At 66.2% G+C, this 21,229-nt stretch carries 17 protein-coding genes and 1 tRNA gene; 11 read left to right on the forward strand and 7 right to left on the reverse strand.

The window, feature by feature from the left end:
- Nucleotides 1-274: 274 nt before the first annotated feature.
- A tRNA-Arg gene (locus tag XaplCFBP3123_RS19725) sits at nucleotides 275-351 on the reverse strand.
- 134 nt (nucleotides 352-485) lie between these two features.
- Here XaplCFBP3123_RS19725 and amaB point away from each other — a divergent pair.
- The 8 genes from amaB to XaplCFBP3123_RS19765 all read left to right on the forward strand — a co-directional run bounded on the left by amaB (nucleotide 486) and on the right by XaplCFBP3123_RS19765 (nucleotide 8,760).
- A complete protein-coding gene (gene amaB / locus XaplCFBP3123_RS19730; RefSeq protein ID WP_104535564.1) occupies nucleotides 486-2,021 on the forward strand; it encodes an L-piperidine-6-carboxylate dehydrogenase in 1,536 nt (511 codons plus the stop codon).
- Between the two features lie 361 nt (nucleotides 2,022-2,382).
- Entirely contained in the window at nucleotides 2,383-2,667 is a 285-nt protein-coding gene (locus tag XaplCFBP3123_RS19735) for a DUF4190 domain-containing protein (RefSeq protein ID WP_102596915.1), read from the forward strand.
- 2 nt (nucleotides 2,668-2,669) lie between these two features.
- Complete coding sequence (locus tag XaplCFBP3123_RS19740; protein WP_172453397.1) at nucleotides 2,670-3,437, forward strand: class I SAM-dependent methyltransferase; 768 nt, start codon at nucleotides 2,670-2,672, stop codon at nucleotides 3,435-3,437.
- A 5-nt stretch (nucleotides 3,438-3,442) separates the two neighbouring features.
- Entirely contained in the window at nucleotides 3,443-4,498 is a 1,056-nt protein-coding gene (locus XaplCFBP3123_RS19745) for a quinone-dependent dihydroorotate dehydrogenase (RefSeq protein ID WP_104535566.1), read from the forward strand.
- Entirely contained in the window at nucleotides 4,495-5,547 is a 1,053-nt protein-coding gene (gene murB / locus XaplCFBP3123_RS19750) for a UDP-N-acetylmuramate dehydrogenase (RefSeq protein ID WP_104535567.1), read from the forward strand. Before XaplCFBP3123_RS19745 ends, murB begins: the two co-directional genes overlap by 4 nt.
- On the forward strand, nucleotides 5,541-6,452 hold the full coding sequence (locus tag XaplCFBP3123_RS19755) for a DMT family transporter (RefSeq protein WP_104535568.1): 912 nt from the start codon (nucleotides 5,541-5,543) through the stop codon (nucleotides 6,450-6,452). Before murB ends, XaplCFBP3123_RS19755 begins: the two co-directional genes overlap by 7 nt.
- A gap of 139 nt (nucleotides 6,453-6,591) precedes the next feature.
- Nucleotides 6,592-7,296, forward strand: coding sequence for an aspartate/glutamate racemase family protein (locus XaplCFBP3123_RS19760; RefSeq protein ID WP_104535569.1), 705 nt, complete (start codon nucleotides 6,592-6,594; stop codon nucleotides 7,294-7,296).
- A 165-nt stretch (nucleotides 7,297-7,461) separates the two neighbouring features.
- Nucleotides 7,462-8,760 carry an MFS transporter gene (locus XaplCFBP3123_RS19765; protein ID WP_104535570.1) on the forward strand — a complete coding sequence of 433 codons (1,299 nt, stop codon included), beginning with the start codon at nucleotides 7,462-7,464 and terminating at the stop codon, nucleotides 8,758-8,760.
- Nucleotides 8,761-8,840: 80 nt separating this feature from the next.
- Here the strand turns inward: XaplCFBP3123_RS19765 and XaplCFBP3123_RS19770 are convergent, their stop codons facing one another.
- Nucleotides 8,841-9,539 carry a phosphatase PAP2 family protein gene (locus tag XaplCFBP3123_RS19770; protein ID WP_104535571.1) on the reverse strand — a complete coding sequence of 233 codons (699 nt, stop codon included), beginning with the start codon at nucleotides 9,537-9,539 and terminating at the stop codon, nucleotides 8,841-8,843.
- Nucleotides 9,520-10,785, reverse strand: a complete 1,266-nt coding sequence (ispG, locus tag XaplCFBP3123_RS19775; protein WP_104535572.1) for a flavodoxin-dependent (E)-4-hydroxy-3-methylbut-2-enyl-diphosphate synthase — start codon at nucleotides 10,783-10,785, stop codon at nucleotides 9,520-9,522. The genes XaplCFBP3123_RS19770 and ispG overlap by 20 nt, the downstream gene beginning before the upstream one ends.
- A 120-nt stretch (nucleotides 10,786-10,905) precedes the next feature.
- Here ispG and XaplCFBP3123_RS19780 point away from each other — a divergent pair, with 120 nt between their 5' ends.
- Together XaplCFBP3123_RS19780 and XaplCFBP3123_RS19785 are read left to right on the forward strand one after the other, a co-directional pair.
- Entirely contained in the window at nucleotides 10,906-12,132 is a 1,227-nt protein-coding gene (locus XaplCFBP3123_RS19780) for an ATP-binding protein (RefSeq protein ID WP_172453398.1), read from the forward strand.
- A complete protein-coding gene (locus XaplCFBP3123_RS19785) occupies nucleotides 12,129-12,707 on the forward strand; it encodes a response regulator transcription factor (protein ID WP_104535574.1) in 579 nt (192 codons plus the stop codon). The genes XaplCFBP3123_RS19780 and XaplCFBP3123_RS19785 overlap by 4 nt, the downstream gene beginning before the upstream one ends.
- 401 nt (nucleotides 12,708-13,108) lie before the next feature.
- On the opposite strand, the gene XaplCFBP3123_RS19790 is transcribed toward XaplCFBP3123_RS19785, so the two are convergent.
- Both XaplCFBP3123_RS19790 and XaplCFBP3123_RS21325 read right to left on the reverse strand, forming a co-directional pair.
- Complete coding sequence (locus tag XaplCFBP3123_RS19790; protein WP_104535575.1) at nucleotides 13,109-14,065, reverse strand: glycoside hydrolase family 5 protein; 957 nt, start codon at nucleotides 14,063-14,065, stop codon at nucleotides 13,109-13,111.
- 100 nt (nucleotides 14,066-14,165) lie between these two features.
- Nucleotides 14,166-14,459: a hypothetical protein gene (locus tag XaplCFBP3123_RS21325; protein ID WP_146091403.1), complete on the reverse strand. Its 294-nt coding sequence runs from the start codon at nucleotides 14,457-14,459 to the stop codon at nucleotides 14,166-14,168.
- A 79-nt stretch (nucleotides 14,460-14,538) separates the two neighbouring features.
- On the opposite strand from XaplCFBP3123_RS21325, the gene XaplCFBP3123_RS19795 reads away from it, so the two are divergent.
- Nucleotides 14,539-16,395: a putative bifunctional diguanylate cyclase/phosphodiesterase gene (locus tag XaplCFBP3123_RS19795; RefSeq protein WP_104535576.1), complete on the forward strand. Its 1,857-nt coding sequence runs from the start codon at nucleotides 14,539-14,541 to the stop codon at nucleotides 16,393-16,395.
- Nucleotides 16,396-16,488: 93 nt separating this feature from the next.
- On the opposite strand, the gene XaplCFBP3123_RS19800 is transcribed toward XaplCFBP3123_RS19795, so the two are convergent.
- Nucleotides 16,489-18,051 (reverse strand): sodium/sugar symporter, encoded by a 1,563-nt coding sequence (locus XaplCFBP3123_RS19800; RefSeq protein ID WP_104535577.1) that lies wholly within the window; start codon nucleotides 18,049-18,051, stop codon nucleotides 16,489-16,491.
- Nucleotides 18,052-18,306: 255 nt separating this feature from the next.
- The gene (locus tag XaplCFBP3123_RS19805) at nucleotides 18,307-20,919 is read right to left on the reverse strand and encodes a glycoside hydrolase family 3 protein (RefSeq protein ID WP_104535596.1); all 2,613 of its coding nucleotides are present in this window, start codon (nucleotides 20,917-20,919) and stop codon (nucleotides 18,307-18,309) included.
- Between the last annotated feature and the right edge of the window lie 310 nt (nucleotides 20,920-21,229).

Raw genomic sequence — 21,229 nt, forward strand, 5'->3', positions numbered from 1 at the left:
CCTGCCGGAAATAGATGATTCGACGACGCTCGGGCGCAGTCAGGCGTTTCGCCAGCGGAAAGCCCAATCAATGGACGAGCTGTTCGGGTTCGCACCAAAGCAGGCCGCGAACGAATCCGCGGTGGATGCGCTCTAACACAACCGGAGGGGCTCGCCATGTCACGTTATGGGCTTGCCGCACGATGTCGGCAAGCCCAAAGACGCTGTGGCAACGCCTTCGAATACCCAGAAAATCAAGCCAAACATCAGCACGTCGTTCGTGAACGGTGATTTCTGGTGACCCCGGCCCGATTCGAACGGGCGACCTTCCCCTTAGGAGGGGGACGCTCTATCCAGCTGAGCTACGGGGCCAAGGTGGACATTGTCGCACGATCGTTGCGATTGCCAAGCCGGTGGGTGGTCGGCGGAGCCTGCTAAAATCGGCGGCTACCCGTGTCGCGGGTGGCCCCGACCGCCGCGCGACCGTCCCGACCTTTGGAGATCCCATGTCCGCTGACCTGCTTAAGGCGCTCGACCTCGCCGCGTCCAATTCCGGTACCTATCTTGGCGAGGCGACCTGGTCGCAGGCGACCGGCGCCGGGGTGCTGCAGCCGCTCAATCCGACCACCAACGCGGTGATAGCCGATGTGCAGGCGACCACGCCGGAGGACTACGAGCTGATCGTCCAGCGTGCGCAGGCCGCCTTCAAGGTCTGGCGGACCACGCCTGCGCCGCGCCGTGGTGAGGCCGTCCGCCTGTGTGGCGAGGCGCTGCGCGCGCACAAGGATGCGCTGGGCTCGCTGGTGGCGCTGGAAATGGGCAAGAGCAAGCCCGAGGGCGATGGCGAGGTGCAGGAGATGATCGACATCGCCGACTTCGCAGTGGGCCAGAGCCGCATGCTGTACGGCTACACCATGCACTCGGAACGTCCGGGCCACCGCATGTACGAGCAGTACCAGCCGCTGGGCCTGGTCGGCATCATCAGCGCGTTCAACTTCCCGGTGGCGGTGTGGGCGTGGAATGCGTTTCTGGCGGCGATCTGCGGCGATATCTGCATCTGGAAGCCGTCCAACAAGACCCCGCTGACCGCGATCGCGACGATGAAGATCTGCAATGCCGCGCTCAAGGATGCCGGCTTCCCGGACATCTTCTTCCTGATCAACGATGCCGGCACCTCCCTGTCCGAGAAGCTGGTCGAGGACGGCCGCGTGCCGCTGATCAGCTTCACCGGGTCGACCCAGATCGGCCGCGTGGTTGCGGAAAAGGTCGCGCGCCGCCTGGGCCGTTGCCTGCTGGAACTGGGCGGCAACAACGCCATCATCCTGGACGAAACCGCCGACCTGAAGCTGGCCATCCCCGGCATCGTGTTTGGCGCAGTGGGCACCGCCGGGCAGCGCTGCACCACCACGCGCCGCCTGATCGTGCACGCATCCATCTACGACAACGTGCTGGCCACGCTGGTCAAGGCGTACAAGCAGCTCGACAGCAAGATCGGCGACCCGACCGACCCGGCCAACCTGATGGGCCCGCTCAACAGCCAGGGCGCGGTGGAGCAGTTCCTGGCCTCGATCGCCAAGGCCAAGGCGGCCGGCGGCACGGTGGAAGTGGGCGGCACCGCGATCGACCGCCCCGGCAACTTCGTGCTGCCGGCCATCGTCACCGGGCTGCAGAACAGCGACGCAGTGGTGCAGCACGAGACCTTCGCGCCGATCCTGTACGTGATGAAGTACAGCACGCTGGACGAGGCGATCGAACTGCAGAACGGCGTGCCGCAGGGCCTGTCGTCGTCGATCTTCACCCAGAACCTGAAGGCGGCCGAGAAGTTCCTGTCGGCGGCCGGCAGCGATTGCGGCATCGCCAACGTCAATATCGGCACCTCCGGTGCGGAGATCGGCGGCGCCTTCGGTGGCGAGAAGGAGACCGGCGGTGGCCGCGAATCCGGCTCGGATGCGTGGAAGGTCTATATGCGTCGCCAGACCAATACGATCAACTACTCCGACTCGCTGCCGCTGGCGCAGGGCATCAAGTTCGATCTTGATTGACGGCCACGTGGCGCGCCGGGGAGTGACCGGCGCGCTGCTGGGTCTGCAGTTGGGCAATACCGCTGCACTGCAACCGGCAGCTTGCCGGCAGTGATAGCGTTGGTCGCCGATGTACCGCGACCGGCAGTCGATAACCGCCTGCACCAAGGCCACCGGACCAGCAATCTGCGGAGGGTCCGGCAATCCTTGTTGCCGTAAGTAGCCGCGCCCAACACCGCACCATCGGCAGATTCGAGCGCTCAAGTGCGCCAAACCCGACCACGCGATCGCGTCTGGCCGCAGACGGCACGCCATTCGGGCAGCGGCTCTGGGATAATCGGGCCACGCCAGCCGTCGGCTGCCGCCACTTCAGGAGTTCATGATGAACGTCGTCGTTCGACAGACCAGTACCATGGCCATCGTCAGCCTGGTCTCGGGCATTCTCGGCTGGACGCTGATCCCGTTTCTCGGCAGCCTCTGCGCCATCATCACTGGCCATCTGGCGCGCGGCGAAATCCGCCGCAATCCACAGGGACTGGACGGCGACGGGCTGGCCATCGGCGGGCTGATTCTCGGCTGGCTGGCGGTTGCGCTCTGGGTGGCAGGGGTAGCGATCTTCATCCTGTTCTTCGGCGGCCTGGCCTGGCTTGCGGCCACCAACAGTTGAGTATGGCCGCGCCCTCCTCCGCCCAACGCTTCAATGACCGCGTCGCGGCCTATGTGCGCTACCGGCCGGGTTATCCGCCGCAACTGCTGCGCTGGCTGCACGAAGAGCTGGGCGTGACGCCGGCCACCACGGTGGCCGATATCGGTGCCGGCACCGGGATCTCCAGCCGGCTGTTTCTGGAGGCCGGTTATCCGGTCACGGCGGTGGAACCCAACCCGGCCATGCGCGAAGCGGCGCAGCAGTGGCTGGCGGAGTTCCCCAGGTTCCGGGCGGTCGACGGCACCGCCGAGGCCACCGGGCTGGCCGATGCCAGCGTCGGATTGGTGTCTGCGGCGCAGGCCTTCCACTGGTTCGACATGCAGGCGGTGCGCGCCGAGTGGGCGCGCATCCTGCAGCCCGGCGGGCTGGCGGTGATCTACTGGAACACCCGCGAGCTGGACACCACCGACTTCCTGCGCGGCTACGAGCAACTGCTGCTGGACTACGGCACCGACTATTCGGCCGTGGCCGAACGCTATCAGGACGATGCGACCATGCAGGCCTGGTTCGGCGAAGGCTTCCGCGCGATGGCACGCTTTCCCAACGTGCAGCGGCTGGATTTCGATGCCTTGCGCGGCCGGCTGTTGTCTTCGTCGTATGCGCCGCTCGCGCATGACCCACGCCATGCCCCGATGCTCGCCGCGCTGCGCACGCTGTTCGATGCGCATGCGCGCGACGGGCTGATCGACTTCCAATACCAGACCCGGGTGTTCGCCGGGGGATTGAACTGACCCGCATGTATTCGCTTGCCCGCCCCTTGCTGTTTTCCCTCGACGCCGAGCGTGCCCACGCGCTGGCATTGCGCTCCATCGATGCCGCCTACCGCACCGGCACCACGCCGCTGCTGGCCAGGCGCCCGGTGCCGCTACCGACGCCGGCCTTCGGCTTGATGTTCCCCAATCCGGTCGGGCTCGGTGCCGGCCTGGACAAGAACGGCGAGCACATCGATGCGCTGCTTGCGCTGGGTTTTGGCTTCGTCGAGATCGGCACGGTGACGCCACGGCCGCAGGAGGGCAATCCCAAGCCGCGCATGTTCCGCTTGCCGGAGTATCAGGCGGTGATCAACCGCATGGGCTTCAACAACCTGGGCGTGGATGCGCTGGTGGCCAATGTGCAGCGCGCGCGTCGTCGCGGCGGCCTGCTCGGCATCAACATCGGCAAGAACAAGGACACGCCCAACGAAGAGGCGACCAGCGACTATCGCTATTGTATGGAGCGCGTCTACCCGCTGGCCGACTACATCACCGTCAATATTTCTTCGCCCAACACCGCCGGCTTGCGCGAGTTGCAGGAAGAACAGGCATTGCGTCGGCTGATCGCCGATCTGCGCGAAACCCAGGAAGCTTTGGCCGCGCAACACGGCAAGCGCGTGCCGATGCTGGTGAAGGTGGCGCCGGACCTCAACGACCGCGACATCGATGCGGCCGCGCGCGTGCTGGCCGATCTGGCGGTGGATGGCGTGATCGCCACCAACACTACGGTGACGCGCACCCTGATCGCCAACCATCCGCTGGCTGGCGAGGCCGGCGGCCTGTCGGGCGCGCCGTTGCTGGGGCAATCCACGCTGGTGCTGCGCCGCCTGCGCGCACGCCTGCCCGAGTCGATTCCGTTGATCGGCGTGGGCGGCATCAATTCCGGTGCTGACGCGGTGGCCAAGATGGCGGCTGGCGCGGCCCTGGTGCAGTGCTACAGCGGCCTGGTCTATCGCGGGCCGCCGCTGATCGGCGAATGCGTGGATGCGATCCGTCGCCGCCGCGAAGCGCCCAGCGGCGGTGCGGTGTCGCCGCTATGAGCGATGCAGCGCACGCCGGCTGGCACCTGAGCGAGCACGCGCCACTGCGCGCGCTCAATACCTTCCACGTGGAGGCCACGGCGCGCTGGTTGCTGGGCATCCACGCACCCGACGCACTGCCGCAGGCGCTGGCGGTACCGGAAATCGCCGGGCAGCCGCTGCTGGTGTTGGGCAGCGGCAGCAACGTGCTGCTGGCCGGCGACCCGCCGGGCTGCGTGCTGTGTTTCGAAAACCGCGACATCGCCATCATTGCGCACCACGCCGACCACGCCATCGTGCGCGCCGGTGCCGGCGTCGACTGGCATGCGCTGGTGCTGTATTCGCTGCAGCAAGGTTTGTCGGGGCTGGAGAATCTGGCCTTGATTCCCGGCACGGTCGGCGCCTGTCCGATCCAGAACATCGGTGCATACGGCGCGCAGGTGGGCGACTTCATCCATGTGGTGGACGCCTTCGATCTGCATGCCCAGCAGTTCGTGCGGCTGACGGCGGCCGAGTGCGCTTTCGGCTATCGCGACAGCGTGTTCAAGCAGCAGCCCGAGCGTTATCTGATCGTCGCGGTGGAATTCAATCTGCCGCTGCTGCACGAGTTGCGGCTGGACTACGCCGGCATCCGCGAGGAACTGGCCAGCATGGGCGCCGAACTGGCCGGTGCCGCCGATGTGGCGCAGGCGGTGATCAACATCCGCCGACGCAAACTGCCGGACCCGGATGTGCTCGGCAATGCCGGCAGCTTCTTCAAGAATCCGTTGCTGCCCAGCGAGCAGATCGCCGCGCTGCAGGCCACCTTTGCCGATATGCCGGTGTATCCCGGCGAACAGCCCGGCCAGGGCAAGTTGTCGGCGGCCTGGTTGATCGAGCAGTGCGGCTGGAAGGGCCGGCGCGAGGGCGATGCCGGGGTATCGCCGGACCACGCGCTGGTGCTGGTCAACTACGGCACTGCCAGCGGTGCGCAACTGCTGGATGTTGCGCGGCGCATCGCCGAATCGGTGCGCGAGCGTTACTCGGTGATCCTGGAACCGGAACCGCGCATCATCGGAGCGCATTGGTGACAGCGCAGCAAGCATCACGACGTGCTGCGCTGTGGATGCTCACCAGTACATTCGCCTTCGGCCTGATGGCCATCTGCATCCGGCTGGCGTCGAGCACGACCGCCACCACCGAGATCGCGTTCTTTCGCAATGCGTTCGGGCTGTTAGCATTGTTGCCGCTGATCCTGCGCCCCGGCAGGGCGCTGCCGCGCACGCGGCAATTGCCGCAGTATCTGGCACGCACCCTGATCGGCCTGGCCTCGATGCTGTGCGGGTTCTGGGCAATCGGCCATCTGCCGTTGTCGCAGGCGATCTCGCTGTCGTATTCCACCCCGTTGTTCGTCACCGTGCTGGCCGTGGTGTGGCTGCACGAACAGGTGCGCCTGCGCCGCTGGCTGGCAGTGGCGGCAGGCTTTATCGGCGTGCTGGTGATCCTGCGGCCAGGCTCGTCCACCTTTACACCCGGCCTGCTGATTGCGCTGCTGGCAGCGGTGATCAGCGCCGTGGTGGCGATCCAGATCAAGCAGCTCTCGCGCAGCGACGACTCAGACACCGTGGTGTTCTACACCTATGTGTTCTGGGTGCCGATGTCGCTGATTCCGGCGCTGTTCCAGTGGACCTGGCCGCAGGGCATCGACTGGCTCTGGCTGGCGGCGACCGGCATCTTCGGCACCGCCGGGCAGCTGTTCTGGACGCGTGCACTCAAGCTGGGCGAAGTCTCCGCGCTGCAGCCGATCAGCTTCATGCAGCTGCCGCTGGTGGCGCTGCTGGGCTGGTGGCTGTTCGGCGAGGCGATCGAACGCCACACCTTGGTCGGTGCGGCCATCATCATCTGCGCCAACGTCTATATCGCCCATCGCGAAAGCGTGCTGGCACGTCGCGCCGCCACGCACGCCCCGCTGGAAGGCGCAAAACCGGGCGAGTGATCGACCGTCTGCGGGCCGCCTGACCGGCCCGCGCGATGGCGGGGCGACGCTGCCGACGTACACTGCGCTGTCCGTGCGTCCCGGCATCGACGGGACGACGCAGGCGCACATTCGTTGACTGTTCCGAGGTGAGGTCGGCATGCCGGTTCCAAGTAAAACCATCGGCCTGATCGGCGGCATGAGCTGGGAATCCACCCTGCCCTATTACCGCATCATCAACCAGCGGGTGCGCCATGCCTGCGGCGGCCTGCACTCGGCCAAAGTTTTGCTGTACAGCGCAAATTTCCATGAGATCGAGCGCCTGCAACGTGCCGGCGACTGGGACCGCGCAGGCCAGGCGATGGCGGCAGCGGCGCGGGCGCTGCATGCCGGCGGCGCCGACTTCCTGGTGCTGTGCACCAACACCATGCATTGCGTTGCCGATGCGATCACCTCGGCCACGCCGCTGCCATTGCTGCATATCGCCGATGCCACCGCCGATGCGCTGATTGCGGCAGGCGTCACCCGTGCCGGGCTGCTCGGCACGCGCTTTACCATGGAACAGCCGTTCTATCGCGAGCGCCTGGCCGCGCGCGGCCTGCAGGTGCTGGTACCGCCGGCCGAGGCACGCGCGCAGCTGCATCGGGTGATCTACGACGAACTCTGCCAGGGCATCATCAGGCCGAAGTCGCGCGGCTATTTCCGTCAAGTCATGGCCGACCTCGGCCAGCACGGTGCGCAAGCGATCATCCTGGGCTGCACCGAGATTTCGCTGCTGGTGGACAGCAGCGATGCGCAGCTGCCGTTGTTCGACACCACCGCCCTGCATGCCGAAGCGGCGGCGCACGCAAGTGTGCACGACTGATCGGCACCGGAGGCGCAATCACCGCGCCTTTCCCGAAGTGCATCCGCCTCCCCGTTGCGGGCAACCGTGCAAGCTGCGCCTTGCTGCAGCGATGGCATGGATGACTCGAACGTCATTGCTCCAGCACGCGCATGCGCGCGATCACCTGCCACAGGATGTCATGCCTTGAAGACCCATCCATCACCAGGCACCGCACCAGCAAACCAGCTCACCCGTGGCGATTACAAGACACTGGCCCTGTCCGCACTGGGCGGCGCGCTGGAACTCTACGACTTCATCATCTTCGTTTTCTTCGCGACGGTGCTGGGAGAGCTGTTCTTTCCGCCAGGCATTCCGGACTGGATGCGGCAGTTGCAGACCTTCGGCATCTTTGCTGCCGGCTACCTGATCCGTCCGCTGGGCGGGATCGTGATGGCGCACTTCGGCGATCTGCTGGGTCGCAAGCGCATGTTCGCGCTGAGCATCGGGCTGATGGCATTGCCGACGCTGGCCATCGGCGTGCTGCCGACCTACGCTCAGATCGGCCTGGCCGCCCCGCTACTGCTGCTGACGATGCGGTTGCTGCAGGGCGCGGCCATCGGTGGCGAAGTCCCCAGTGCATGGGTCTTCGTCGCAGAGCACGTGCCTGCGCGGCGCAGAGGACTCGCTTGCGGAATACTGACGGCCGGCCTGGCTGCCGGCGTGTTGCTAGGTTCGCTCAGCGCCGGGGCGATCAATCGCGCCTTCACGCCGCAGGAGATCGCCGATTACGCCTGGCGTCTGCCGTTTTTGGCCGGCGGCGTGTTCGGCCTGCTTTCCGTGTATCTGCGGCGTTGGCTGCACGAAACGCCTGTGTTCGCCGAGCTGATGGCGCTGCGCGCCGTCGCGCGCGAAACGCCGCTCAAGGTAGTGCTGCGCGATCACCCACGCAGTGTGGCGCTGTCGTTGTGGCTGACCTGGATGGTGGCAGCCGGGGTGCTGGTGGTGTCGTTGATGACGCCGACGCTGCTGCAGAGCACCTACCACTATCCGGCAGCGGTCGCCTTGCAGGCCAATCTGCTCGCAGTCCTGCTGCAGGCGATCGGCTCGATCGTGGCCGGCGCCTTGTCCGATCGCTGGGGCAACGGACGCGTGCTGCTTGCCGGCAGCGTGTTTCTGGGCATGAGCGCCTGGCTGTTCTATCGCCTGGCCGGCGATCCGCAGTTGCTGTTTCCGCTGTACGCCCTGCTGGGCGCGGCGCTCGGCGTCCTGGGGGCGATCCCGCGCGTCATGGTCGAAGCGTTTCCGCCGGTGGTGCGCCTGTCCGGCGTGTCGTTCGCCTATAACCTGGGCTATGCCGTATTCGGTGGCCTGACCCCATTGGTAGTGGTGATGTCGCTCAAACAGCACCCGCTGGGACCGGCCTATTACATGATTCTGCTGGCGGTGATTGGCAGCGTGATCGGGCTGCAGTTGTGGCGCCGGGAGCGAGCACCTCGTTGCTGAGTCGAAGGCAGCACGTGTGTGCGCCACGAACGGTGCACGTGGGCGCGCCGACCGCGTTCGACGTCGGCGCGGCCGTGCCCTCAGGCCGAAGCCAGATGGCGACGCCAATGCGGTCGCCGTGCGCCGCGAAACATCACCAGATACAACCCGACCACCCACACCAGCGCGGCCGACCAGCCGCCCAGGATGTCGGAGGGGTAATGCACGCCTAAATAGATCCGCGACACGCCCACCAGCACCGCGAACCCGCTGGCGGCAATGGTCACCGGCCAGCGCCAGCGCGTGTTCCAGGCCAGCGCGATGACCACCGCGGCGAGCGTCATCGAGCCCATCGCATGCCCGCTGGGAAAGCTGAAAGTGGTTTCCGGGGCGATCGATTCCCACAGGCTCGGGCGATCGCGCTGGAACACCTGCTTGGCGCCCATGTTCAACAAGGCCGAGCCGCCAAAGCCGAGTGCGGCAAAGGTCCCCTCGCGCCAGCGCCGCAACATCAGCAACACCAGCACGATGGCGATATCGGCCGGGATCACCCCGTATTGGTAGCCGATCTTGGAAATCACTCCGAAAAACGCATCCAGCCCCGGCGTGGCGATGCTGCGCATGCTCCACAGCAGGGGCTCGTCGAAATAGAAGTTCTCCAGCTCGTGGACTTCGTCGGCCAGGTCGACGAACAACCCCAACGGCAGCAGCACGCCGGCAAACAGCAACGCCATGCGCCACGCATTGCTGCGCAGCCATCCCCTGAAACCGGCCGGCGATTCAGCCGGCGCGGCGGACATAGGTACGTTCGACGTACTGATCGATCAGATCGATGAACTCGTAGGCGATGTTTTCGCCACGCAAGGTGACGCTTTTTTCGCCATCGATGAACACCGGTGCCGACGGCGCCTCGCCGGTGCCAGGCAACGAGATGCCGATATTGGCGTGGCGCGATTCGCCCGGCCCGTTGACCACGCAGCCCATCACCGCCAGGGTCATGTTCTCCGCGCCGGGGTTGCTGATCTTCCACTCCGGCATCTTGGCGCGCACGTGGTTCTGCACCACACCGGCCAGTTCCTGGAAGAACTCCGAGGTGGTGCGGCCGCAACCCGGGCAGGCGGTGACCATCGGCGTGAAGGCGCGCTGGCCAGTGGTCTGCAGCAATTCCTGCGCGACGATCACTTCCTGGGTGCGCGACTGGCCCGGTTCCGGCGTCAGCGAGATGCGGATGGTGTCGCCGATGCCTTCCTGCAGCAGCACGCTCAGCGCCGCCGCCGACGCCACGATGCCCTTGCTGCCGATGCCGGCCTCGGTCAGGCCCAGATGCAGCGCAAAATCGCAGCGGCTCGCCATGTCGCGATACACCGCGATCAGCTCCTGCACCCCGGACACCTTTGCCGACAGGATGATGCGCTCGCGCGCCAGCCCCAGTTCCACCGCGCGCTCGGCCGAATCCACTGCCGAGCGGATCAGCGCTTCGCGCAGCACGCGGCCGGCATCCCAGGGCGCGTCGCGCTGCGAATTCTCGTCCATCAGCTGCGCGGCCAGCGACTGGTCCAGCGAGCCCCAGTTGGCGCCGATGCGCACCGGTTTGTCGTACTTGATGGCGAACTCGATCAGCTGCGCGAACTGCAGATCCTTCTTCTTGCCGAAGCCGACATTGCCCGGATTGATGCGGTACTTGGCCAGCGCTTCGGCGCAGGCCGGCTCGGCGGCGAGCAGCTGGTGCCCGTTGTAATGGAAGTCGCCGATCAACGGCACCTCGATCCCCATCATGCGCAGCTTGTCGACGATGCGGGGAATGGCCGCGGCCGACTCGGCATTGTTGACGGTCAGGCGCACCATTTCCGAGCCGGCGCGCCACAGGTCGGCCACCTGCTTGACGCTGCCGGCGACGTCGGCGGTGTCGGTATTGGTCATCGACTGGACGACCACCGGGTGGCCACCGCCCACGGTCACGCTACCGATCTTGACGGCCTGGGTGATGCGGCGCGGCCAGGCGGTGGCGTCGGCGGGAGGGGTTGGGCGAGTCACGGCGTCGTACATCGCGGTATTTTAGCCTGTCATCGGTCCGCTCACAGCTGAAGCGCTGCGTGGGCCCTCTTCCAGGCCGATGCGACGGTTTGTCGCAGGCCGCCACGCCCCCGAGCGCATAGCATTGCCGTGATGAATTCCTCAGACGCTTCCTTCCTGCGGACCCTGTGCAGCCTGCGCTGGCTGGCCACTGCCGGCCAGGCCGCCACCATCCTGGTCGCCACCGGGCTGATGGGCCTGGACCTGCCGCAACAACCCTTGTGGGCCGGCGTGGCCGCGCTGGCGGTGTTCAACCTGTATGCACAGCTGCGGGTGGCCCACCGTGGCGCGGTCAGCCCGGCCACCGAGTTCGGCCACATCCTGGTCGATGTCACGGTGCTGACCTGGATGGTGGGCTGGAGCGGCGGCATCGCCAACCCGTTCGGCTCGCTGTTCCTGGTGCTGATCGCGCTGGCCGCCCTGGCCCTTCCGCTGGGCTGGGCGATGGCGGTGGCGGCGTCCTGTGTGGCCGGCTATGTGATCAGTGCGGCGTTCGGCCTGCCGCTGCCCTACGGCAACTTCGACCCGCTCAGCCTGCACATGTGGGGCATGGCGGCCAACTTCCTGCTGTCCACGGTGGTGGTGCTGGCCTTCGCCACCCGGCTGGCCTTGTCGATGCGCGAACGCGAACGCGAGATTTCCACCCTGCGCGAGCGTTTCGCGCGCAACGAAGGCATCGTCGCGCTGGCAACGCATGCGGCCTCGGTCGCGCATGAGTTGAACACTCCGCTGGCGACGATGACCCTGCTGGTCGACGACATCGCCGACCAGTGCGACCAGGGCGAGTTGCGCGAGGATCTGGACACCCTGCGCGAGCTGCTGGTGCAGTGCCATGAGCGCGTACTCGCACTGGCCGCGCCGGCCGACAATGGCCACCTCAGCCGCGAAGTGGCGGTCAAGGACGTACTGGAGCAATGGCGTCTGGTGCGCCCGACCATCGAGCTGCGCCGCAACGACGATGCGCCGATGCGCCTGCTGCTGCAGCCCGGCGTCAGCCATCTGCTGATGGTACTGCTCAACAATGCGGCCGATGCCGGCGAACGTGCCGGCCGGCCGCAGATCGATCTGACCCTGCGCGTGGAGCAGGACCATCTCAGCGGCGAAGTACGCGACTACGGTCCGGGCTTCGACACTTCGCAAGCCATGTTGCCGGGCACCCTGTTCAACAGCGGCAAGCACGACGGCATGGGTGTGGGGCTGGCGCTCTCGCATGCCACCGTCGAGCGGCTGCAGGGCGAGTTGTGGATGCTGCCCGCCGAGGGCAGCGGCGCCCGCGTCGGTTTCCGTCTGCCGCTCTCCGAACACGAGGCACTCGCATGACAAGCACTCTCCTGCGCACCGGCCTGCTGGTCGACGACGACACCTTGTACCTGCGCACGCTGCAACGCAGCCTCGCCCGCCGCGGCGTGGAAACCCTGACCGCCACCGATGCGGCCAGTGCGTTGTCGACCGCACGCAGCGCCTTGCCGGATTTCGCCTTGATCGATCTCAAGCTCGGCCACGATTCCGGCCTGAACCTGATCCAGCCGTTGCGCGAGATCCGCGCCGACATGCGCATCCTGCTGGTCACCGGCTACGCGAGCATTGCCACGGCGGTGGAGGCGATCAAACTCGGTGCCGACGACTATCTGCCCAAGCCGGCCAATATCCCCACCATCATGCGCGCGCTGGGCGAAGAGGACGACGAGCTGCCCGAGCCGGACGAAGAAGAAACCGCGCGGGAAATGATGACACCGTTGAGCCGCCTGCAATGGGAGCACATCCAGCAGGCGCTGCACGAAACCGGCGGCAATGTCTCCGCTGCCGCACGCCTGCTCGGCATGCACCGCCGCTCGCTGCAGCGCAAATTGACCAAGCGGCCAAGCCCGGGGCCGTTACGCGAGCCCGGACGTTGAGACGCGGCCAGTTGCCGTGAGGACAAATCGGTCGATGGCGCGGCGCCGTCGCCGCTCGCGGGACACGCCGTGACCCTATCCCCAGGGGCGTGTTAGCGGCATCCATGCCGCCAGCGTTCCAGCAACCGGTAAGGGCACGGCTCCAGACAGTTGGTCGACGCGTTTGAAGACCTGTCTGTAGCGCGGTGTGCATCAGACGTGGAGCCGATGCTTCATGATCGAACAGGCCCATCCAGCACTGCTCTTATCCACACACACCGACCATCTCGACTGGTCCTTGCCCGCTCACCATCGCGGGACCTTACATGGACGTACTTGCAGCGTGTCCCGCGACGGTGGGCGGGCAAGGGCCTGCAACCAAGCGCCAGATCGACCGCTCGACTGACTGCGGAGCTTCAATCTCAACGCGGGCCGAATACGCTCGCCCTGCGCGAGGTCGCGGTAATGCCATCGGCGCCCAGGATCAAGTTGCGGCCCCAGCTGCTGAGGCGCGTGGCGTTCCAGCCGATCGCGATATCCAGCGATTGCGTGCTGCTGTCGTTGCCCGACCACGACCAGCCCAGGTAGCCGACGTTGTATTCGCGGGCGCGGCGCATGATCGCCGCCTCGTCCACGTTCGCGCCGCGATGGTCTCCACCGAACTCACCGATCACCAGCACCAGCTTTTTATCGCGGAAGGCGCGCAGATAATTGTTGACCGTCGCATCGCTGCCGAACACTTCGTACATGTGCACGCTGAAGATCAGGTTGCGGCGGCTGTCGCGTGCCAGCAAGGCGGCAGCGTTGTCGCGCATGTAGAACTTCCAGTCCTGGCCCCAGTTCGGCGCATCCACCATCAGCGCGTGGGTCAACCCGGCCTTGCGCAATGCAGCGATCGCGGTTGCATGGCCATTGACCCATTCGCTGGCGCTCAACTGATTGCCGAACGGCTCGTTGCCGATGTTGATGATGACCTGGTCTTCGTTGCCAATCAGCGCCTTGCGGATGCTGGTCCAGTACTCGGTGGCATTGGCCAGACCGGCGGCAGCGCCGTCTTCGCCATAGCCGGTGGTGTCGTGCACTTCCAATACCGCGATCAAGCCCAGGCTCTTGCAGCGCGCGATGATGCGCGCCACTTCTGCCTCCGGCGTACGGTTCCAGCGATAACCGGAACTGAGCACCACGCGCACGCTATTGGCGCCAGTGGCGGCAATGGCAGCCAGGGCCGCGTCGGAACGGCTTGCGTACCAGGCGTGCGGCAGATTGACGCCACGCAATACCACAGCGCTGCCATTGGACTCACGCAGCTGCGTTCCGGATACCGACAGACCTGCGTGCGCGGCAGACGACAATGCCAGGCCTGCAACGACCAACAACATGCGGTGGGCAAAACGGGACAGCGGTGATTTCACGGTCGATTTCCAGACAGAGGGAGGATGACGGGCGACGGCGGAACTCACAGCAGACGTGAATACTGTGTCAATTCACGACACTGACTGATGCAAACCTGATCGCATAACGAACAACACCAGAGCAAGCGCGCTTAACGGTGACCTGCCGTAGATCCACAAGACGGGCACACCACCAGTCATCGGCAAGGCGTCGATAATGTTGAGCGACCGCATCCAGCGCCGACCGCGACGCCGGACGTTTGCTGACATCACGCATGACGAAGGAGTCGGAGCGATCATCGACCTGGCCCTTGGCAGTCGCCTCATGCTGTGGCCTGGTGCCATCGCGTAGCTGCCGTCCCTGCGCCTCATCTGCAGCCATCGCGCGGCAAGCCTGGCTTCAACTGAACGGAGCAGGGCGCTGTCGATCAAGGGATTACGCGTCAGGCCGATATGTACACATGCATTCCGCGCTCGCTCCTGCCAAGCCCCCTCTTCCGCCCGTGGTCGACGAGTCGACCCGGTTGGCCGTCCTGCGTGGCCTGTGCCTGCTGGACTCGCCGCCCGATGCGGTGTTCGAGACCATCGCCGCCATGGCCGCCCGCAACCTGGGCGCGGAAATCGCGCTGGTGTCGCTGGTGGACGAGCATCGTCAGTGGTTCAAGGCCCGCATCGGCCTGGAACCACAGGAAACGCCGCGCGCCCAGGCGTTCTGCGCACATGCGATCCGCGCCGACGAGGTGATGGTGGTGCCCGACGCGCAACTGGATCCGCGCTTTTGCGACAACCCCCTGGTGCTGGGACCGCCGTTCATCCGTTTCTATGCCGGCGCGCCGCTGACGCTGCGCGATGGCCACCGCATCGGCACCTTGTGCGTGATCGGGACCAGCCCGCGCCCGGGTCTGGACGCCGAAGCGATCACCCAATTGGAGGGCCTGCGCGACCTGGCGGTGCTGCGGGTGGAAAACCTGCGCAGCACCACCTACCGCGACGGTCCGACCGGGCTGCCCAATCGGTCGCGCTTTGCCGAAGACCTGGATGCCTGGCTGTCGCAACGCGACAGCGCACCGGCCACCACCGCGGTGGCGGTCGACATCTGCGGCAGCGATTACTTCCGCGACATGGTCAAGGCGCTGGGCTGGGATTACGCCGACGGTTATATAGAGCTCGCGCAGCGCCGGCTGGCGACCTATCTGCCTGCCGGCACCGCGCTGTATCGGCTGGACCCGACCACCTTCGGTTTCCTGGCCCAGGCCGAGACGCAGCGTTTGTCCACGTTGTGCACCAAGGTCTCCCAGGCCTTTGCCGAGCCGCTGGAACATCAGGGCATTCCGCACACCGCAGTGACCTCGATCGGCATGGTCTCGCTGCAGACCAGCTATGGCGCGGCCGACACCATCCGCTCGCTGACCACCGCGGTGGATGTCTCGCGCGAGCGCGGCGTGCCCTGGAGCATGTACGAACGCAAGCACGACGTGGCGCAGCGCAATACCTTCCGCCTGCTGGCGGCCCTGCCCGCCGCGCTGGACAGCGCCAGTCAGCTGCGCCTGCACTACCAACCGCGCGTGGACCTGCACGATCACCGCTGTGTCGGGGTGGAAGCGCTGCTGCGCTGGCAGCATCCGATGATCGGCCCGGTGATGCCCGCCGACTTCGTGCCGATGGCCGAAAAAACCGCGTTGATCAACCGCATCACCGCCTGGGTGATCGACAACGGCATCGCCCAGGCCGCGCGCTGGCAGCAACAGGGTCTGGACTTCAATCTGGCCTTGAACGTGTCGGCCGCCGATCTGGACCGGCCCGGATTCGCCGGCCTGCTGCGGCGTGGCCTGGAGCGCCACAAGCTGGATCCACGCCGGCTGGAGATCGAATTTACCGAAAGCGCGATGATCCGCCACCCCGAGCATCTGGCCGAGCAATTGGCTGCCATCGCGGCGCTGGGCGTGCATATCGCCATCGACGATTTCGGCACCGGCTACAGCAATTTCAGCTATCTCAAACAGCTGCCGGCCAGCTCGTTGAAGATCGATCAGTCCTTCATCCGCTCGTTGCCGGACAACCGCACCGACCGTACCCTGGTGCCGGCGATGATCCAGCTCGGCCACAGCCTGGGCCAGCGCGTGGTCGCCGAAGGCATCGAGTCGGCGGAGGCCTACGCGCAGTTGCGCGCCTGGGGCTGCGACGAAGGTCAGGGCTACTGGATCGCCAAACCGATGCCGGCGGCCGCGCTGGAGACCTGGCTGCAGACGCCATGGCATGCGCAGTTCGAAGCGCCGGCCAACCCGCTCGCCGCAAACCTGGCCGCGGCGCGGGTGTAAGCGGCAATCGCGCAACATGCAAACGCAATGCGGCGCGACACCCGAGTGTCGCGCCGCATGCGCATCGCCGCTGTCAGCGTGCTGCCCTGGCGATTACCAGAACGCCGCGTACAGCGCGATCAGGATCACCACCACCCCGATCGCACCGATCTTGAAGCCCAGCGTGGTGCCGTAGGCCACATCGTCGGTACGGATCAGGTCGCGTGCCTGGGTGGGCGCCGTCATCAACGACACCAGCACTGCCAGCACCAGCGCCGCCACGAACACCACGCCGATGCGGTCCATGAACGGCAGTTCCGGCCAGGCGAACTTCAGCGCGAACGACAGCACCACCGAGCCGATCGCCGCAGTCAGTGCGCCGGCTTCGTTGGCGCGCTTCCAGAATAGGCCGAGCATGAAGATCACCACCACGCCCGGGGTAAAGAAGCCGGTGAATTCCTGGATGAACTGGAAGCCCTGGTCGAAGTTGCCCAGCAGCGGCCGCGCGGTCAGGATGCCGATCACCACCGCCACGATCGCCACGATGCGACCCACGCGCACCAGTTGCTTCTGCTCGGTCTGCGGCCGGAACTTGGCGTAGAAATCCAGGGTGAAGATCGTCGCCACCGAATTGATCTTGGAGGCCAGCGAGGCCACGATCGCCGCCACCAGCGCGGCGAACACCAGGCCCAGGATGCCGGTCGGCAACAGCTGCATCATGGTCGGATAGGCCTGATCTGGCTTGGCCAGATCCGGCGCCAGCACCACCGCGGCGATGCCCGGCACCACGATCACCAACGGCATCAGCAGCTTCAGGAACGCGGCGAACACCATGCCCTTCTGCGCCTCGCCGATGTTCTTGGCCGCCAGCGCGCGCTGGATGATGTACTGGTTGAAACCCCAGTAACTGATGTTCATCACCCACAGACCGCCCAGCAGCACGCTCAGGCCGGGCAGATCCTTGTAGAACGGGTTGTCCTTGCTCAGGATCATGTGGAAGTGCTCCGGGTGCGCACTCCACAGGTGCTTGAAGCCGGCCAGCACGCCGGCGCCATCGCCGATCCGTGCCAGGGTCAGCCCGGCCACCAGCAGGCCGCCCAGCACCAGCAGGGTGACCTGCACGATGTCGGTCAAGGCCACAGCTTTAAGACCGCCGTACAGCTGATACACCAGCGCGAACACGCCGATCAACGCCAGCGCCAGGGTCTGGTCCATGCCGGTGACCTGGCTGACCGCGATCGACCCCAGCCACAGGATCGAGGTGAGATTGACGAACACGTACAGCAGCAGCCAGAACACCGCCATCAGCGTGCGGATCCACTTGCCGTAGCGCTGTTCCAGGAACTGCGGCATGGTGTAGATGCCGTTGCGCAGGAAGATCGGCAGGAAGAACTTGCCGACGATCAGCAGCGTCAGCGCCGCCATCCACTCGTAGGAGGCGATCGCCAGGCCGATCGCATAGCCGGAACCGGCCATGCCGATGATCTGCTCGGCCGAGATGTTCGCGGCGATCAACGAGGCGCCGATCGCCCACCACGGCAACGACTTGCTCGCCAGGAAGTAATCCTCGGCGCTCTTGGTGTGGCCTGCCTTCTCGCGCGAGACCCACTGCGCGAGCACGAAGATGCCGGTCAGATAGACCAGCACAATCACGATATCCAACGTCGCCAAACCCACTGCACTCTCCTGTCTGGCTCTGGGCGGTGCGTCGTGGACCGGACAGGTCTGCAGACTGCCGCCGCCTGCACCGCGTGCGTGGCGGCAGCGCGGCGAACCGCAGCTGCAGGCCTTCCGGGCCGATCGACGCGCGCGTCCCGCGGCGGCTGATGACACCACCGCTGAGGGTGGCCGCTGTAGCACGTCGCCGGGGCCGGCGACGTGTGTGTCCTGGTTACCTGGGCACACCCACAAGCGCACCTGCGGGTGTGCTGCTTACTTGACCGGGCAGTCGAGCGTGATTTCGGCTTCGTTGAGCGCGCCCAGCGCGATCTTCGACACCGACAGATCCAGCGCCGCAGCGCTTTCGATGCTGGCGACCTGGGTCAGCTTGGTCACGTCCGCACCGGCCACCGCAAAGCACTTCAGCGGCACGCCGAGCACCTTCCACTGGCCCTGCGGCAGCGCGGCCAGGGTCTTCTGCGCATCGACACGGCCGCCGCACTTGTCGCCACAGCCCACGCCCAGCCACACCGGTGCGGTCACCGCGCTGTCGCGGCGCACGGTCAGCTGCAACTGCACATCGCCGTTGCTCTCGCGCGAGACGTCGACCGGCTTGCCGGACACCAGCAGCACGCTGGAGGCCTTGGCACCGGACCACACCAGGCGCCGCGCGTCTTCCTGCGCCTTGTGATCGACCGCGGTCATCTTCAGGCTGCCGTCGGACAGACCCACCGGCAGCGTGGTCGCCGGCATGTTGGCCTGGCCGGGATTGGACAGCTGCATCGCAATGCCCAGCGCCGGCTTGCCGCGCACGAAGTACACCCCGCCCACCGACTGCTCGCCGGACACGCCCGACTCCTCCGGCAGCGCGGCCAGGTCGCCCTTGTCGGCATAGGTCAGACCGAAGCCGAACTTGAACTGCGGGTCGTACTCCTTCTGCCCGACGTTGTTGGCGAACTGCACTGCGGTCTTGGGCCAGGAGAAGCTCAGCTTGCCCTTGAAGTCATTCTGCACCGTGCCGTCGGCCTTGCGCAGCAGCACGTCGGCAATGCCCTCGCCTTCCGAACCCGGCAACCAGGCGGCGACGAACGCATCGGCGGCGTTGATGTACTGGTTCATCCACAACGGGCGCCCGCTCAGGAACACCGCCACCACCGGAATGCCCTCGGCCTTGAGCTTCTTGATCAATGCCAGCTCGCTCTCGTCGCCCGGCTTGTACAGCAGGGTGGCGATGTCGCCCTGGAACTCGGCGTACGGGTTCTCACCGAACACCACCACCGCTACGTCGGGCCTGGTCTTGTACACGCCATCGACTGCCAGCTCGGCCTTGCCGCCGGCGGCCTTGATCTGCTTGTCCAGGCCTTCCCAGATGGTGTTGCCATTGGGGTAGTCGCTGCGCTTGGTGCCGGTGCCCTGCCAGTTCAGCGTCCAGCCGCCGGACTGCTTGCCCATGTCGTTGGCGCCGTCGCCCAGCACCAGCACGCGCTTTTTCGGATCCAGCGGCAGGATGCCGGCCTGGTTCTTCAGCAGCACCAGCGACTCGCGCACCGCCTGGCGGGCGATCGCGCGATGTTCCGGCGCGCCCAGCAATTCGTACTTGCCACCGAGCGGGCGCTTGGACGGCTTGCCGGCTTCGAACAGGCCCAGACGCAGCTTGACGCGCAGGATGCGGCGCACCGCATCGTCCAGGCGCTGCGCCGAAATCTGGCCCGACTTCACCGCCGCCAGTTCGGTCTCGTAGATGCCCTTCCAGCTGTCGGAGGCCATCGCCATGTCGACGCCGGCAATGAACGAAGCCGGGCAGTTTTCGTTGGTGCAGCCCTTGACCTGGCCGTGGCCATTCCAGTCGCCGACCACGAAACCGCCGAAGTTCATGCGGCCCTTGAGCACGTCGGTCAGCATGACCTTGTTGCCGTGCATCTTTTCGCCGTTGAAGCTGTTGAACGAGGCCATCACCGTCTGCGCACCGGCCGCGATCGCCGGCGGATAACCGGCCGCGTGGATGTCGCGCATGGTGGCTTCGGACACCTTGGTGTCGCCCTGGTCCTTGCCGTCGGTGGTGCCGCCGTCGCCGACGAAATGCTTCACCGAGGAAATCACGTGGCTGCCGTCGAGGAACTGCGGGGTGCCCGGCACGCCCTGCACGCCTTCGACCATCTTGCCGGCAAAGCTGGCCACCACGTCCGGCGACTCGGAATAGCCTTCGTAGCTGCGGCCCCAGCGGTCGTCCTGCGGCACCGCCACGGTGGGCGCGAAGGTCCACTCCATGCCGGTGACGCGGGTTTCGGCAGCGGTGACTTCGCCGATCTGCTTGATCAGCTCCGGGTTGCGCGTGGCGCCCAGGCCGATGTTGTGCGGGAACAGCGTGGCACCGACGATGTTGCTCTGGCCGTGCACCGCATCGATGCCGAAGATGATCGGGATCGCATTGCCGCCCTTGGAGGTGTCCATCGACGCTTCGTAGAAGGCGTCGGCCAGCTTCAGCCACTCGGCCGGCTTGGCGTCGTACTTGCCGCCCGGGTCGGAGTTGCCACCGGCCAGCACCGACCCGATGCGGTACTTGCGCACGTCGTCCGGGGTCATGCTGGCGATGTCGCCCTGGATGGTCTGGGCGACCTTCTCTTCGACGCTCATCTTGGCCATCACATCGGTGATGCGCCGCTCCAGGGCCTGGTCCTGGGCGAACGGCCACGTCGGCGACGGCCACTGGTCGGGATGGATGGCGGTGGACGCCTCGGCGGGTGCGGCGGCCGGCGCCGTCTTGCTCGCCTCGGCAGCGGTGTCCTTGCCTTGGCAGGCGGCCAGCATCAGCACCGCGGCGGCGGTAGCCAGAGAGAGGGCACGACGCGCGACAGGCGCGGCGGTACGACGAAGCAGCTTGTCCAAGATCCAGGTCTCCAGGTGGTTCTCCCCACGGCGTTGCGTGACGCCGCAGGCCATTAGGCGGCGTACGCTTGCGTGATTCCCCTACCCTGTCAACACCGCGCGCTTGTATGCCAAACGACGGCCAACTTATTGGCCCGGGCTATAGGCTTGGAATACCGGCAGCACCCGTCAAACCACGGGAAACCGCTAAATCCGGCGTGGCGCTTGCGCTTGCGTGGCGGCGCACTTTGCTGCAATGCACCACTGCGCGTGATCCACACTGCGCAGCCCTGTCGCCCGTGCAGATATTCCCGGGTTCGCTTGCGGCGCC

Source organism: Xanthomonas arboricola pv. populi (genome assembly GCF_002939945.1).
GTDB classification, from domain to species: Bacteria; Pseudomonadota; Gammaproteobacteria; order Xanthomonadales; family Xanthomonadaceae; genus Xanthomonas; species Xanthomonas arboricola_A.

Coding starts and splice junctions, on each gene's coding strand:
- XaplCFBP3123_RS19770 (WP_104535571.1), bottom strand. CDS start 9,539: ATGTCCGCCGCGCCGGCTGAATCGCCGGCCGGTTTCAGGGGATGGCTG.
- XaplCFBP3123_RS21325 (WP_146091403.1), bottom strand. CDS start 14,459: ATGGCTGCAGATGAGGCGCAGGGACGGCAGCTACGCGATGGCACCAGG.
- XaplCFBP3123_RS19780 (WP_172453398.1), top strand. CDS start 10,906: ATGAATTCCTCAGACGCTTCCTTCCTGCGGACCCTGTGCAGCCTGCGC.
- murB (WP_104535567.1), top strand. CDS start 4,495: ATGAGCGATGCAGCGCACGCCGGCTGGCACCTGAGCGAGCACGCGCCA.
- XaplCFBP3123_RS19760 (WP_104535569.1), top strand. CDS start 6,592: ATGCCGGTTCCAAGTAAAACCATCGGCCTGATCGGCGGCATGAGCTGG.
- XaplCFBP3123_RS19790 (WP_104535575.1), bottom strand. CDS start 14,065: ATGTTGTTGGTCGTTGCAGGCCTGGCATTGTCGTCTGCCGCGCACGCA.
- XaplCFBP3123_RS19740 (WP_172453397.1), top strand. CDS start 2,670: ATGGCCGCGCCCTCCTCCGCCCAACGCTTCAATGACCGCGTCGCGGCC.
- XaplCFBP3123_RS19785 (WP_104535574.1), top strand. CDS start 12,129: ATGACAAGCACTCTCCTGCGCACCGGCCTGCTGGTCGACGACGACACC.
- XaplCFBP3123_RS19745 (WP_104535566.1), top strand. CDS start 3,443: ATGTATTCGCTTGCCCGCCCCTTGCTGTTTTCCCTCGACGCCGAGCGT.
- ispG (WP_104535572.1), bottom strand. CDS start 10,785: ATGTACGACGCCGTGACTCGCCCAACCCCTCCCGCCGACGCCACCGCC.
- XaplCFBP3123_RS19795 (WP_104535576.1), top strand. CDS start 14,539: ATGCATTCCGCGCTCGCTCCTGCCAAGCCCCCTCTTCCGCCCGTGGTC.
- XaplCFBP3123_RS19735 (WP_102596915.1), top strand. CDS start 2,383: ATGAACGTCGTCGTTCGACAGACCAGTACCATGGCCATCGTCAGCCTG.
- amaB (WP_104535564.1), top strand. CDS start 486: ATGTCCGCTGACCTGCTTAAGGCGCTCGACCTCGCCGCGTCCAATTCC.